The organism is Pseudomonas sp. ES3-33 (genome assembly GCF_000952175.1).
In the GTDB taxonomy this organism is placed as follows: Bacteria; Pseudomonadota; Gammaproteobacteria; order Pseudomonadales; family Pseudomonadaceae; genus Aquipseudomonas; species Aquipseudomonas gregormendelii.
Genome location: NZ_JZRI01000154.1, coordinates 40,483 through 54,026, shown reverse-complemented (window position 1 = coordinate 54,026; position 13,544 = coordinate 40,483). Strand labels below are relative to the sequence as shown.

11 protein-coding genes are annotated in these 13,544 nt (G+C 60.4%); 7 read left to right on the top strand and 4 right to left on the bottom strand.

Annotation, left to right across the window (positions count from 1 at the left end):
- Nucleotides 1–29 precede the first annotated feature (29 nt).
- Nucleotides 30–2,300 carry an ATP-dependent Clp protease ATP-binding subunit ClpA gene (clpA, locus tag UB23_RS26470; protein WP_045062279.1) on the top strand — a complete coding sequence of 757 codons (2,271 nt, stop codon included), beginning with the start codon at nt 30–32 and terminating at the stop codon, nt 2,298–2,300.
- A 212-nt stretch (nt 2,301–2,512) separates the two neighbouring features.
- On the opposite strand, the gene infA is transcribed toward clpA, so the two are convergent.
- The 3 genes from infA to aat all read right to left on the bottom strand — a co-directional run bounded on the left by infA (nt 2,513) and on the right by aat (nt 4,287).
- A complete protein-coding gene (gene infA, locus UB23_RS26465) occupies nt 2,513–2,731 on the bottom strand; it encodes a translation initiation factor IF-1 (protein WP_002553999.1) in 219 nt (72 codons plus the stop codon).
- 111 nt (nt 2,732–2,842) lie between these two features.
- Nucleotides 2,843–3,550: an arginyltransferase gene (locus UB23_RS26460; protein ID WP_045062278.1), complete on the bottom strand. Its 708-nt coding sequence runs from the start codon at nt 3,548–3,550 to the stop codon at nt 2,843–2,845.
- 56 nt (nt 3,551–3,606) lie between these two features.
- Complete coding sequence (gene aat, locus UB23_RS26455; RefSeq protein ID WP_045062277.1) at nt 3,607–4,287, bottom strand: leucyl/phenylalanyl-tRNA--protein transferase; 681 nt, start codon at nt 4,285–4,287, stop codon at nt 3,607–3,609.
- 469 nt (nt 4,288–4,756) lie between these two features.
- Here aat and UB23_RS26450 point away from each other — a divergent pair, with 469 nt between their 5' ends.
- The 6 genes from UB23_RS26450 to cysG all read left to right on the top strand — a co-directional run bounded on the left by UB23_RS26450 (nt 4,757) and on the right by cysG (nt 12,408).
- Entirely contained in the window at nt 4,757–7,165 is a 2,409-nt protein-coding gene (locus UB23_RS26450) for a DNA translocase FtsK (protein WP_082069251.1), read from the top strand.
- Nucleotides 7,166–7,230: 65 nt separating this feature from the next.
- Nucleotides 7,231–7,854 (top strand): outer membrane lipoprotein chaperone LolA, encoded by a 624-nt coding sequence (lolA, locus tag UB23_RS26445; RefSeq protein ID WP_045062272.1) that lies wholly within the window; start codon nt 7,231–7,233, stop codon nt 7,852–7,854.
- 166 nt (nt 7,855–8,020) lie between these two features.
- The gene (locus UB23_RS26440) at nt 8,021–9,343 is read left to right on the top strand and encodes a replication-associated recombination protein A (RefSeq protein ID WP_045062270.1); all 1,323 of its coding nucleotides are present in this window, start codon (nt 8,021–8,023) and stop codon (nt 9,341–9,343) included.
- The gene (crcB, locus tag UB23_RS26435) at nt 9,343–9,717 is read left to right on the top strand and encodes a fluoride efflux transporter CrcB (protein WP_045062268.1); all 375 of its coding nucleotides are present in this window, start codon (nt 9,343–9,345) and stop codon (nt 9,715–9,717) included. The genes UB23_RS26440 and crcB overlap by 1 nt, the downstream gene beginning before the upstream one ends.
- 15 nt (nt 9,718–9,732) lie before the next feature.
- On the top strand, nt 9,733–11,013 hold the full coding sequence (gene serS / locus UB23_RS26430; protein ID WP_045062266.1) for a serine--tRNA ligase: 1,281 nt from the start codon (nt 9,733–9,735) through the stop codon (nt 11,011–11,013).
- On the top strand, nt 11,014–12,408 hold the full coding sequence (gene cysG / locus UB23_RS26425) for a siroheme synthase CysG (RefSeq protein ID WP_045062264.1): 1,395 nt from the start codon (nt 11,014–11,016) through the stop codon (nt 12,406–12,408). It abuts the gene before it with no gap.
- Nucleotides 12,409–12,513: 105 nt separating this feature from the next.
- On the opposite strand, the gene UB23_RS26420 is transcribed toward cysG, so the two are convergent.
- Nucleotides 12,514–13,515, bottom strand: a complete 1,002-nt coding sequence (locus UB23_RS26420; protein WP_045062262.1) for a glutathione S-transferase family protein — start codon at nt 13,513–13,515, stop codon at nt 12,514–12,516.
- Nucleotides 13,516–13,544: the final 29 nt, after the last annotated feature.

The window sequence follows — 13,544 nt, the reverse complement described above, 5'->3', positions numbered from 1 at the left end:
CGCCGACCACTTGGGTATGAGGTGAAGCTATGTTAAACCGCGAGCTCGAAGTCACCCTCAATCTTGCCTTCAAGGAGGCTCGTTCGAAACGTCATGAATTCATGACCGTCGAACACCTCCTGCTGGCCCTATTGGATAATGAGGCTGCCGCCACCGTATTGCGTGCGTGCGGCGCCAACCTCGACAAACTCAAACATGACCTGCAGGAGTTCATTGACTCCACCACGCCACTGATCCCCGTGCATGACGAGGATCGTGAGACCCAGCCAACCCTGGGCTTCCAGCGTGTGCTGCAGCGCGCCGTGTTTCACGTACAGAGCTCGGGCAAACGCGAAGTGACCGGTGCCAACGTGCTGGTCGCCATCTTCAGTGAGCAAGAGAGTCAGGCGGTGTTCCTGCTGAAACAGCAGAGCGTTGCGCGCATCGATGTCGTCAACTACATCGCCCACGGCATCTCCAAGGTGCCCGGGCATGGCGATCACTCTGAAGGTGAGCAAGATATGCAGGACGACGAGGGCGGCGAGTCTTCTTCTTCTGGCAATCCCCTGGATGCTTATGCCAGCAACCTCAACGAGCTGGCACGCCAGGGTCGTATTGACCCGCTGGTAGGCCGCGAAATGGAAGTCGAGCGTGTCGCGCAGATCCTGGCGCGTCGTCGCAAGAACAATCCGCTGCTGGTGGGCGAGGCAGGCGTGGGTAAAACCGCGATTGCCGAAGGCCTGGCCAAGCGTATTGTCGATAACCAGGTGCCTGATCTGCTGGCCAACAGCGTGGTGTATTCGCTTGATCTGGGCGCACTGCTGGCCGGGACCAAATATCGCGGTGATTTCGAGAAGCGCTTCAAGGCGTTGCTTAATGAGCTGAAAAAACGTCCGCAGGCGATCCTGTTCATCGACGAAATCCACACCATCATTGGTGCGGGTGCCGCGTCCGGTGGCGTCATGGATGCCTCGAACCTGCTCAAGCCGCTGCTGTCTTCCGGTGATATCCGCTGCATCGGTTCGACCACGTTCCAGGAGTTCCGCGGGATCTTCGAGAAGGACCGTGCTTTGGCCCGGCGCTTTCAGAAAGTCGATGTGTCGGAGCCTTCGGTGGAAGACACCATCGGTATTTTGCGCGGCTTGAAGGGGCGTTTCGAAGCGCACCACAGCATCGAGTACAGCGATGAGGCCCTGCGTGCGGCTGCCGAACTGGCATCGCGCTACATCAATGACCGGCACATGCCGGACAAGGCCATCGACGTGATTGACGAGGCGGGTGCCTACCAGCGCCTGCAGCCGGTCGAGAAGCGCGTGAAACGCATCGAAGTGCCTCAGGTCGAGGACATCGTGGCGAAGATCGCGCGGATTCCGCCAAAGCACGTCACCAGCTCGGACAAAGAGCTGCTGCGTAACCTTGAGCGTGACCTCAAGCTGACGGTGTTTGGCCAGGACGCTGCAATCGACTCGCTGTCGACTGCGATCAAGCTGTCCCGCGCCGGCCTCAAGTCGCCTGACAAGCCAGTCGGTTCGTTCCTGTTCGCAGGCCCGACCGGTGTAGGTAAAACCGAAGCGGCGCGGCAGCTGGCCAAGGCGCTGGGTATCGAACTGGTTCGCTTCGACATGTCCGAGTACATGGAGCGCCACACCGTATCGCGTCTGATCGGTGCACCTCCAGGCTATGTCGGGTTCGATCAGGGCGGCCTGCTGACCGAAGCCATCACCAAGCAGCCACACTGCGTGCTGTTGCTCGATGAGATCGAGAAGGCGCATCCGGAAGTCTTCAACCTGCTGTTGCAGGTGATGGACCACGGTACGCTCACCGATAACAACGGGCGCAAGGCGGACTTCCGTAACGTGATCGTCATCATGACGACCAACGCCGGTGCCGAAACCGCAGCGCGCGCTTCGATCGGTTTCACTCATCAGGACCACTCGTCCGATGCGATGGAAGTGATCAAGAAGAGCTTCACGCCAGAGTTCCGCAACCGCCTGGACACTATCATCCAGTTTGGTCGCCTCAGTCATGAGGTCATCAAGAGTGTGGTGGACAAGTTCCTTACCGAGCTTCAGGCGCAGCTGGAAGACAAGCGCGTGCAGCTGGAAGTGACCGACGCCGCACGCAGCTGGCTGGCGGCAGGTGGCTACGACTCGGCAATGGGCGCTCGACCAATGGCACGCCTGATCCAGGACAAGATCAAGCGTCCGCTGGCGGAAGAGATCCTGTTTGGCGAACTGGCCGACCATGGTGGCGTGGTCCACATCGATTTGAAGGACGGCGAGCTGACCTTCGAGTTCGAAACCACGGCAGAAATGGCCTGACGTTTAGTAGCAAAACAAAAAGGCGCCTACTGGCGCCTTTTTGCTGTCTGCGCGCGAATCCCCTGTAGGAGCTGCCGCAGGCTGCGATCTTTTGATCTTAAAAAATCCAGGATCAAAAGATCCCAGCCTGCGGCAGCTCCTACGGGGATGTTCGTCGAATTGCAGACAAACAAAAACGCCCGGCATCAGCCGGGCGTCTTGTATTGACCTGATTAGCGGGCGCGGTAAGTAATGCGCCCTTTGCTCAAGTCATAGGGCGTCAGCTCGACGCGCACTTTGTCACCGGTAAGAATACGGATGTAGTTCTTGCGCATCTTGCCGGAAATATGCGCGGTTACGACGTGCCCATTTTCCAACTCCACACGAAACATGGTGTTGGGCAGGGTGTCGACGACAGTGCCTTCCATTTCGAAGCTGTCTTCTTTCGACATGCAGTAAAGCCCTCGGTGTCCAATGAATGGCCCGGTGCAACTGCGCCAGGCAAAAGCGGCGTGCATTGTGCCCGAAAAATGGTGTTTACGCCAAGGGGTTTAAGGATTGCTCTAACTTAGAAGAACCCAGCGCTGGTTGATCAGCAGTTCGATGGGTCGATATTGCGTCTTGTAACTCATCTTTTTGCAGTTCTTGATCCAGTAACCCAGGTACACCGCGTCCAGCCCCAGGCGCTGTGCCTCGGCGATTTGCCACAGGATTGCGTACCGGCCCAGGCTGCGGCGTTCTTCGGCGGGTTCGTAGAAGGTATAGACCGCCGAGAGGCCATTGGGCAGCAAGTCCGTCACGGCCACAGCCAGCAGACGGCCGTCGCGGCGGAATTCATAGAAGCGCGAAAATGGCAGGTCGCGCACCAGGAAGGTGGAAAACTGATCGCGGCTGGGCGGGTACATGTCGCCATCGGCATGCCGCTGTTCGATGTAGCGCTGGTACAGGTCGAAGTATTCTTCGCTGAACTGTGGTTTGGCCGGGCGCACCTGCAGATCGAGGTTGCGCCTGAAAATGCGTTTCTGCTGGCGATTGGGTGCGAACTGCGCGACGGGGATACGCGCGGGCACGCAGGCATTGCAGTTCTGGCAATGCGGCCGGTACAGGTGATCACCACTGCGACGAAAACCCATTTCAGACAGATCTGCGTAGACATGCACATCCATGGGCTGGCTAGGGTCGAGGAACAGGGTGGTGGCCTGCTCTTCGGGCAGATAACTGCAAGAGTGGGGTTGAGTGGCATAGAACTTCAAACGCGCCAACTCGGTCATGATCAACCCTCGGGGATAAACTTTAAATAAGTGTAAGCCAAGCGCGCGAAAGTCGCTCAGCAAACCCAGCTGGCGCGGCTGGGTTGATCCAGGTGCAGGGCCAGGTAGCGGGCGAATTCGCTACGGGGAATCGCCCGGGCGCCGAGGCTGTGCAAATGGTCGGTCGGCATCTGGCAGTCGATCAGTATGAACCCTGAGTCTTTCAGATGTCGCACCAGTGTGGCAAAGCCATATTTGGAGGCATTGTCGGCGCGGCTGAACATCGACTCGCCGAAAAACAGCTGCCCCATCGCCAAGCCATAGAGGCCGCCCACCAGCTCACCCTGGTCCCACACCTCCACCGAGTGGGCGAAGCCACGCGTGTGCAGTTCAAGGTAGGCGTCCTGCATCGCGGCGGTGATCCAGGTGCCGTCGGCATAATCACGCGGGGCCGCGCAAGCCTGGATGACTGCAGCGAAATCCTGGTCGAAGGTCACTTCATAGCGCTGTTGCCGGAGCAATTTGCCCAGGCTGCGCGAGACATGCAATTCGTCGGGAAACAACACCGTGCGAGGGTCGGGTGACCACCAGAGAATCGGCTGGCCTTCGGAGAACCACGGGAAACACCCATGGCGATAGGCCTGGATCAGGCGGTCGGCCGACAAGTCGCCCCCCGCAGCCAGAAGGCCGTTGGGATCGCGCATCGCTCGTTCCAGCGGCGGGAAGGTCAGTGAGTTGCGTTGTAACCAGGTCAGCATGGCATCCAGGCTTGCAGAAGGGGAGGGCGGTATCGAGCCGGTTGGCCCGTGATCAAGTTTGCCGTCAAACGGTGAAAATGTCGTCGATGTATTTTTTTGCGGTTGTGCCGTCTTGTAACCACTCCTGCAACAAAGGCCCGGCACTGCAACTTGGCGTTGTGAATGTGGTCGTAGATGAATCCCTCATAAGCCTTTGTCACGAAAGACAATGCATGCTCAAATTGGACTGCAGGTCGCACGCCTTTGGCTATGCTTGAAACTGAAGTTGCCAGCATGGCATCGGCCGTACAAACCCGTACAATGCGGGGCTGTTACAGATTATTGAGCTTGCGCCGTGTTTATAAAATGCGCGATGCAGTGGTAAAAAGTAGTTCCGGTTGCGCCTGTCAATTTTTTTGCCTGCCCGGATTGGGCAGTTTTATAGTCATTCAACAGATGGACGCGCCACAGGCGCAGGAAAAGTAGCGTTTTGAAGAAATCCACCGCAGCACCAAAAACAGTCGTCGTTCCGCTCTGGCGGCAACAATTGCACTACCGACTCAAGGAAGGTGCATTGATCGCCATCGGCGCCTTGTGCCTGTTCCTGATGATGGCCTTGCTCACCTATGGCAAGGACGATCCGGGCTGGAGCCACAACAGCAAGATCGACGACGTACAGAATTTCGGCGGTCCTGCCGGCTCCTACAGTGCCGATATCCTGTTCATGGTGCTGGGTTACTTCGCCTACATCTTCCCGCTGCTGCTGGCGGTCAAGGCCTACCAGATCTTCCGCCAACGCCACCAGCCTTGGGAATGGAGCGGCTGGCTGTTCTCCTGGCGCCTGATCGGCCTGGTGTTCCTGGTGCTGTCGGGTGCGGCCCTGGCCCATATCCACTTCCACGCGGCCACCGGTCTGCCGGCGGGCGCGGGTGGCGCGCTGGGCGAGAGCCTTGGCGACCTGGCCCGCAACGCGCTGAATATCCAGGGCAGCACCTTGCTGTTCATCGCCCTGTTCCTGTTCGGCCTGACGGTGTTCACCGACCTGTCGTGGTTCAAGGTAATGGACGTCACCGGCAAGATTACCCTCGACCTGTTCGAACTGTTCCAAGGCGCTGCCAATCGCTGGTGGGCCGCTCGGGTGGAGCGCAAGCAACTGGTCGCGCAATTGCGTGAAGTCGATGACCGCGTGCACGACGTGGTGGCGCCAACCGTTACCGACAAGCGCGAGCAGGCCAAGGTCAAGGAACGCCTGATCGAGCGCGAGCAGGCCTTGAGCAAGCACATGTCGGACCGCGAGAAGCAGGTGCCGCCGGTTATCGCCCCTGCGCCACCGAAGCCTGCTGCACCCAGCAAGCGAGTGGAAAAAGAGAAACAGGCGCCGTTGTTCGTCGACAGCGCCGTGGAAGGCACCCTGCCGCCCATCTCGATCCTCGACCCGGCGGAAAAGAAACAGCTCAATTACTCGCCCGAATCCCTGGCTGCGGTTGGCCACCTGCTGGAAATCAAGCTCAAGGAATTCGGCGTTGAAGTGTCGGTGGATTCCATTCACCCGGGACCGGTCATTACCCGCTACGAAATCCAGCCGGCAGCCGGCGTCAAGGTCAGCCGCATCTCCAACCTGGCGAAGGACCTTGCCCGCTCCCTGGCGGTCACCAGCGTCCGGGTCGTGGAAGTGATTCCGGGCAAGACCACTGTGGGTATCGAGATTCCGAACGAGGACCGCCAGATCGTGCGCTTCTCCGAAGTGCTCTCGACCCCGGAATACGACAACTTCAAGTCGCCGGTGACCCTGGCCCTGGGCCACGACATCGGTGGCAAGCCGGTCATCACCGACCTGGCGAAAATGCCGCACTTGCTGGTGGCCGGTACCACCGGTTCGGGTAAGTCCGTGGGCGTGAACGCGATGATCCTGTCGATCCTGTTCAAGTCCGGCCCGGAAGACGCCAAGCTGATCATGATCGACCCGAAGATGCTGGAATTGTCGATCTACGAAGGCATTCCGCACCTGCTGTGCCCGGTGGTGACCGATATGAAAGACGCCGCCAACGCCCTGCGCTGGAGCGTGGCGGAGATGGAGCGTCGTTACAAGCTGATGGCGAAGATGGGCGTGCGTAACCTGTCGGGCTTCAACGCCAAGGTCAAGGAAGCCCAGGACGCGGGCGAGCCGTTGACCGATCCGCTGTACAAGCGCGAAAACATTCACGATGAAGCGCCGCTGTTGACCAAGCTGCCGACCATCGTCGTGGTGGTCGACGAATTTGCCGACATGATGATGATCGTCGGCAAGAAGGTTGAAGAACTGATCGCCCGTATCGCCCAGAAAGCCCGTGCTGCCGGCATCCACCTGATCCTCGCGACCCAGCGGCCTTCGGTTGATGTCATCACCGGTCTGATCAAGGCCAACATTCCGACGCGGATGGCGTTCCAGGTGTCGAGCAAGATCGACTCGCGGACCATCATCGACCAGGGTGGCGCCGAGCAACTGCTGGGCCACGGTGACATGTTGTACATGCCGCCCGGCACCAGCCTGCCGATCCGGGTCCACGGTGCGTTCGTATCCGATGACGAAGTTCACCGGGTGGTAGAAGCCTGGAAACTGCGGGGTGCACCGGAATACAACGATGAGATCCTCGCCGGTGTCGAAGAGGCAGGTAGCGGTTTTGAAAACGGCGGTGGTGGCGGTGATGACGATGCCGAAACCGATGCGCTGTACGACGAAGCAGTGCAATTCGTGCTGGAAAGCCGTCGCGCGTCCATTTCTGCGGTCCAGCGCAAGCTGAAGATCGGCTACAACCGCGCCGCGCGCATGATCGAAGCCATGGAAATGGCCGGGGTCGTGACGTCCATGAACACCAACGGTTCCCGCGAAGTCCTGGCACCTGGCCCGGTTCGCGACTGATCTGATTTTGAAAGGGCGGCGCCCCGCGCGCCGCCCGCACTCCCACGAATATCAAGAGGACTCCCATGCGTCTTATCCGCATGCTGTTGCTGCCGGTACTGGCTTTGACCACGCTTTCGGCCCACGCCGATGACAAGGACGTGGCGCGCCTGACCCAACTCCTGGAAAAATCCCAGACCCTGAGCGCACGCTTCTCCCAGCTGACCCTGGATGGCGGTGGCACCCAATTGCAGGAAACCGCAGGGCAGATGTCGCTGCAACGCCCGGGCTTGTTCTACTGGCACACGGATGCGCCGCAGGAACAGTTGATGGTGTCCGATGGCAAGAAGGTCTCGCTGTGGGACCCGGACCTGGAGCAGGTCACCATCAAGAACCTCGACCAGCGCCTGACCCAGACTCCGGCGCTGCTGCTGTCCGGTGACGTGTCCAAGATCAGCCAGAGCTTCGACATCAGCGCCAAGGAAGCCGGTGGTGTGATCGACTTCACCCTGAAGCCAAAAACCAAGGACACCCTGTTCGACAGCCTGCGCCTGTCGTTCCGCAATGGCCTGGTCAATGACATGCAACTGATCGACAGCGTCGGCCAGCGCACCAATATCCTGTTCACCGGGGTGAAGGCCAACGAGCCGATCCCGGCGTCCAGGTTCAAGTTCGACATTCCGAAGGGCGCGGACGTCATTCAAGAGTAAGACGCAGAACCTGTGGGAGCGGGCTTGCCCGCGATGGCGTCGGGTCAGAAAACCATGATCTTGAATGTAATGTCGTCATCGCGGGCAAGCCCGCTCCCACAGGGATCGCAGCGTTCAAATAATAGAGTGATCGGCATCAGGACCCAGTGAGGTTTCATAAGCAGTGATGGACCTGTTCAGCAGCGCCCCGATAGCTCAACCCCTGGCCGCCCGCCTGCGTGCGGCCAATCTGGATGAGTACGTCGGCCAGGAACACCTGCTGGCTCGCGGCAAGCCCCTGCGCGAAGCCCTCGAGCAGGGTGCGCTGCATTCGATGATCTTCTGGGGCCCGCCGGGTGTGGGCAAGACCACCCTGGCGCGACTCCTGGCTGAAGTCTCGGACGCGCATTTCGAAACGGTGTCGGCGGTACTGGCCGGGGTGAAGGAAATCCGCCAGGCGGTGGAAATCGCCAAGCAGCAGGCCGGGCAGTACGGTAAACGCACCATTTTGTTCGTCGATGAAGTGCACCGCTTCAACAAGTCCCAGCAGGATGCGTTCCTGCCCTACGTTGAAGACGGCACCCTGATTTTCATCGGCGCGACCACCGAAAACCCCTCGTTCGAACTCAACAACGCCTTGCTGTCCCGTGCCCGCGTCTACGTGCTCAAAAGCCTCGACGAAGCGGCCCTGCGCAAGCTGGTGCAGCGCGCCCTGACCGAAGAGCGCGGCCTGGGCAAACGGCAGCTGACCCTCAGCGATGAAGGCTTCCAGATGCTGCTGAACGCCGCCGATGGCGATGGCCGGCGCCTGCTCAATCTGCTGGAAAACGCCTCGGACCTCGCCGAAGACCACAGCGAAATTGGCGTCGACCTGCTGCAGAGCCTGCTCGGCGATACCCGTCGGCGCTTCGACAAGGGTGGCGAAGCGTTTTACGACCAGATCTCCGCGCTGCATAAGTCGGTGCGCGGCTCCAATCCCGATGGTGCGCTGTACTGGTTCGCGCGAATGATCGACGGCGGTTGTGACCCCCTTTACCTGGCCCGGCGTGTGGTGCGCATGGCCAGCGAAGATATTGGCAACGCCGACCCCCGCGCCCTGAGCCTGTGCCTGGCGGCGTGGGAAGTGCAGGAGCGCCTGGGCAGCCCGGAAGGCGAGCTGGCCGTGGCGCAGGCCATCACCTACCTGGCCTGCGCGCCGAAGAGCAATGCGGTGTACATGGGCTTCAAGGCCGCCATGCGCAGTGCTACCGAACATGGCTCCCTCGAAGTGCCGCTGCACTTGCGCAACGCACCCACCAAGCTGATGAAACAACTGGGCTATGGCGACGAGTACCGTTATGCCCACGATGAGCCGGACGCTTACGCGGCCGGCGAAGATTATTTTCCTGAAGAACTCGAGCCGCAACCGTTCTATCAACCCGTGCCTCGGGGCCTGGAGTTGAAGATCGGCGAGAAGCTCAACCACCTTGCCCAACTTGATCGTCTGAGCCCCAGGCAGCGGAGAAAATAGTGATTCCACTGGTTATCGCCGTTTCGATCGGCGGCGTCGCCGGCACGCTGTTACGCTTCGCCACCGGCAATTGGGTCAACGCAAATTGGCCGCGGCACTTCTATACCGCTACGCTGGCCGTTAATATCGTGGGCTGTCTGCTGATCGGCGTGTTGTACGGCCTGTTTCTGATACGCCCGGAAGTGCCGATAGAGGTGCGCGCCGGGTTGATGGTTGGCTTCCTTGGGGGGCTGACGACTTTTTCATCTTTTTCACTGGATACGGTGCGCCTGCTGGAAAGCGGGCAAGTCCTGCTAGCCTTGGGCTATGCAGCCATCAGCGTATTCGGCGGGCTGCTCGCCACCTGGGCCGGCCTGTCCCTGACCAAACTTTGATAACGAGAGACCGACATGCTCGATTCCAAACTGTTACGTAGCAACCTTCAGGACGTAGCGGACCGCCTGGCATCCCGTGGCTACACTCTGGATGTTGCGCGCATCGAAGCGCTGGAAGAACAGCGCAAGACCGTCCAGACCCGCACCGAAGCACTGCAGGCTGAACGTAATGCGCGTTCCAAGTCCATCGGTCAGGCCAAGCAGCGCGGCGAAGACATCGCGCCGCTGATGGCGGACGTCGAGCGCATGGGCAACGAACTGGGCGCCGGCAAAGTCGAGCTGGACGCCATTCAGACCGAGCTGGACTCGATCCTGCTTGGTATTCCGAACCTGCCGCACGAGTCCGTGCCGGTCGGCAAGGATGAAGACGACAACGTCGAAGTGCGCCGCTGGGGTACGCCGACCGCTTTCGATTTCCCGGTTCAGGATCACGTGGCCCTGGGCGAAAAATTCGGCTGGCTGGATTTCGAAACCGCCGCCAAGCTGTCCGGTGCACGCTTTGCCCTGTTGCGCGGGCCGATCGCTCGTCTGCACCGAGCCCTGGCGCAATTCATGATCAACCTGCACACCAGCGAGCATGGCTATGAAGAGGCGTACACGCCTTACCTGGTCCAGGCGCCTGCGCTGCAAGGCACCGGCCAGTTGCCGAAGTTCGAGGAAGACCTGTTCAAGATCGCTCGCGAAGGCGAAGCCGATCTGTACCTGATCCCGACGGCCGAAGTGTCGCTGACCAACATCGTAGCCGGCGAAATCGTCGACTCGAAACTGCTGCCCATCAAGTTCGTCGCCCACACGCCATGCTTCCGCAGTGAAGCTGGCGCGTCGGGTCGTGACACCCGTGGCATGATCCGCCAGCACCAGTTCGACAAGGTCGAGATGGTCCAGATCGTCGAGCCATCGACTTCCATGCAAGCCCTGGAAGGCCTGACCGCCAACGCCGAGAAAGTCCTGCAACTGCTGGAGCTGCCTTACCGCACCCTGGCGCTGTGCACGGGCGACATGGGTTTCAGCGCGGTCAAGACCTACGACCTGGAAGTGTGGATTCCGAGCCAGGACAAGTACCGCGAGATTTCGTCGTGCTCCAACTGTGGCGATTTCCAGGCCCGGCGCATGCAGGCGCGTTTCCGCAACCCGGAAACCGGCAAGCCTGAGCTGGTTCACACCCTCAACGGTTCTGGCCTGGCGGTCGGTCGTACCCTGGTTGCCGTGCTCGAAAACTACCAGCAGGCCGACGGTTCGATCCGCGTGCCGCAGGTGCTGAAGCCGTACATGGGTGGCCTCGAGGTCATCGGCTAAATGGACTATCTGCCGCTGTTTCACAACCTTCGCGGCAGTCGTGTGTTGGTCGTCGGTGGGGGGGAGATTGCCTTGCGCAAATCCCGCCTGCTGGCCGAAGCCGGTGCCCTGCTGCGAGTGGTTGCACCTGAAATCGAATCGCAATTGCGTGAGCTCGTGGCTGGCAGCGGTGGCGAGTGCGTGCTGCGCGGTTACGTCGAGTCGGATTTGCACGGTTGCGGGCTGATCATTGCCGCCACCGACGACGAACCGTTGAACGCACAAGTCTCCGCCGATGCCCATCGGCGCTGTGTGCCGGTCAACGTGGTGGATGCACCGGCGCTGTGCAGCGTGATCTTCCCGGCGATCGTCGACCGTTCGCCGTTGATCATCGCGGTCTCCAGCGGCGGTGATGCACCGGTGCTGGCGCGCTTGATCCGCGCCAAACTGGAAACCTGGATTCCCTCCACTTACGGTCAGTTGGCCGGTCTGGCGGCGCGTTTTCGCAGCCAGGTCAAAGGGCTGTTCCCGGATGTGCAGCAGCGCCGGGCGTTCTGGGAAGACGTGTTCCAGGGCCCCATCGCCGATCGGCAACTGGCCGGGCAGGGCAGCGAGGCCGAGCGCCTGCTGCAGGCGAAAATCGACGGTGAAGCCACGGTGGCGACCGGCGAGGTGTATCTGGTGGGCGCAGGCCCGGGTGATCCGGACCTGCTGACGTTTCGTGCACTGCGCCTGATGCAGCAAGCCGACGTGGTGCTGTATGACCGCCTGGTGGCGCCGGCGATTCTCGACTTGTGCCGTCGCGATGCCGAGCGGATCTATGTTGGCAAGCGTCGGGCCGATCATGCGGTGCCCCAGGATCAGATCAACCAGCAGTTGGTGGATCTGGCCAAACAGGGCAAGCGCGTGGTGCGGTTGAAGGGCGGTGATCCGTTCATCTTCGGCCGTGGCGGTGAAGAGATCGAGGAACTGGCAGCCCATGGCATCCCGTTCCAGGTGGTGCCCGGCATCACTGCCGCCAGTGGCTGCGCCGCTTATGCGGGCATCCCGCTGACGCACCGCGATTACGCGCAGTCCGTACGCTTTGTCACCGGTCACCTCAAGGATGGCTCCACCGACCTGCCGTGGGCCGACCTCGTCGCGCCGGCGCAGACGCTGGTGTTTTATATGGGGCTGGTGGGCTTGCCGATCATCTGCGAAGAACTGATCAGGCATGGCCGCGCGTCAGATACCCCGGCGGCGTTGATCCAGCAGGGCACCACGGTCAATCAACGGGTGTTCACCGGGACCCTGGCCGATCTTCCACGGCTGGTGGCGGAGCATGAAGTGCATGCCCCGACCCTGGTGATTGTTGGGGAAGTGGTGCAACTTCGCGAGAAACTGGCGTGGTTTGAAGGGGCTCAGGCGCAGGTCTGAATCTACAATTGCGGAGTCAGGGGGGAAAAGATCGCAGCCTTCGGCAGCTCCTACAGGATGATGCGATCCCCTGTAGGAGCTGCCGAAGGCTGCGATCTTTTGATCTTAATGCTGCTGCCAAACCCCTTTCCCACTCAACCGCGCCCGATCATGCCCGCCAGTAAAATCCTGCTGCGGCCCCTTGGGCACAACCCCAGTCGGGTTGATGGTCTTGTGGCTGCCGTAGTAGTGATGCTTGATGTGGGTGAAATCCACCGTCTCGGCAATCCCCGGCCACTGATACATCTCCCGCAACCAGTTCGACAGGTTCGGGTAATCGGCGATCCGTCGCAGGTTGCACTTGAAATGCCCGTGGTACACCGCATCGAACCGAATCAACGTAGTAAACAGCCGAACATCAGCCTCGGTCAGGTACTCACCCACCAGGTAGCGATTGGCGCCCAATAGCGCTTCCAGCCGGTCCAGCTCCGCAAACACTTCGTCGAATGCCTGTTCGTAGGCCTGCTGCGACGTGGCAAAGCCCGCGCGATACACGCCATTGTTCACTGCCGGATAAATTCGCTCGTTCAGCCCATCGATCTCACTGCGCAGCGCCGCTGGGTAGAAGTCCAGGTCGTTGCCGGTCAGGTCATCGAACGCACTGTTGAACATGCGAATAATTTCCGCCGATTCGTTGCTGACGATCCGTTGCTGCTGCTTGTCCCAGAGGACCGGCACCGTGACGCGACCGGTGTAGTTGGCGGTATCGGCGGTGTAACGCTGGTGCATGAAATCAAAGTGATCGAGCTTGTCACCGGTGGAGCCGAGATTCTCGTCGAAGGTCCAGCCGTTTTCCAACATCAGCCAACTGACCACCGACACGTCGATGAGCCCTTCGAGGCCTTTGAGTTTGCGCAGGATCAACGTGCGATGGGCCCAGGGACAGGCAAGGGAAACGTACAGATGATAGCGCCCGGCCTCGGCGGCAAAGCCACCGACACCGCTGGGGCCGGGTTGGCCGTCGGCGGTCACCCAGTTGCGGCGCTGGGCCTGCTCGCGCTGGAATGCGCCGTCTTTGCTGCTTTCGTACCACTGGTCATGCCAGCGACCTTCAACTAACAAACCCATGTTCAAGACTCCTCAACCAATAAGCATTG

Bases quoted from the DNA above. Each gene is read 5' to 3' on its own strand.
- clpA (WP_045062279.1), top strand. From the start codon at position 30: ATGTTAAACCGCGAGCTCGAAGTCACCCTCAATCTTGCCTTCAAGGAG.
- infA (WP_002553999.1), bottom strand. From the start codon at position 2,731: ATGTCGAAAGAAGACAGCTTCGAAATGGAAGGCACTGTCGTCGACACC.
- UB23_RS26460 (WP_045062278.1), bottom strand. From the start codon at position 3,550: ATGACCGAGTTGGCGCGTTTGAAGTTCTATGCCACTCAACCCCACTCT.
- aat (WP_045062277.1), bottom strand. From the start codon at position 4,287: ATGCTGACCTGGTTACAACGCAACTCACTGACCTTCCCGCCGCTGGAA.
- lolA (WP_045062272.1), top strand. From the start codon at position 7,231: ATGCGTCTTATCCGCATGCTGTTGCTGCCGGTACTGGCTTTGACCACG.
- UB23_RS26440 (WP_045062270.1), top strand. From the start codon at position 8,021: ATGGACCTGTTCAGCAGCGCCCCGATAGCTCAACCCCTGGCCGCCCGC.
- serS (WP_045062266.1), top strand. From the start codon at position 9,733: ATGCTCGATTCCAAACTGTTACGTAGCAACCTTCAGGACGTAGCGGAC.
- cysG (WP_045062264.1), top strand. From the start codon at position 11,014: ATGGACTATCTGCCGCTGTTTCACAACCTTCGCGGCAGTCGTGTGTTG.
- UB23_RS26420 (WP_045062262.1), bottom strand. From the start codon at position 13,515: ATGGGTTTGTTAGTTGAAGGTCGCTGGCATGACCAGTGGTACGAAAGC.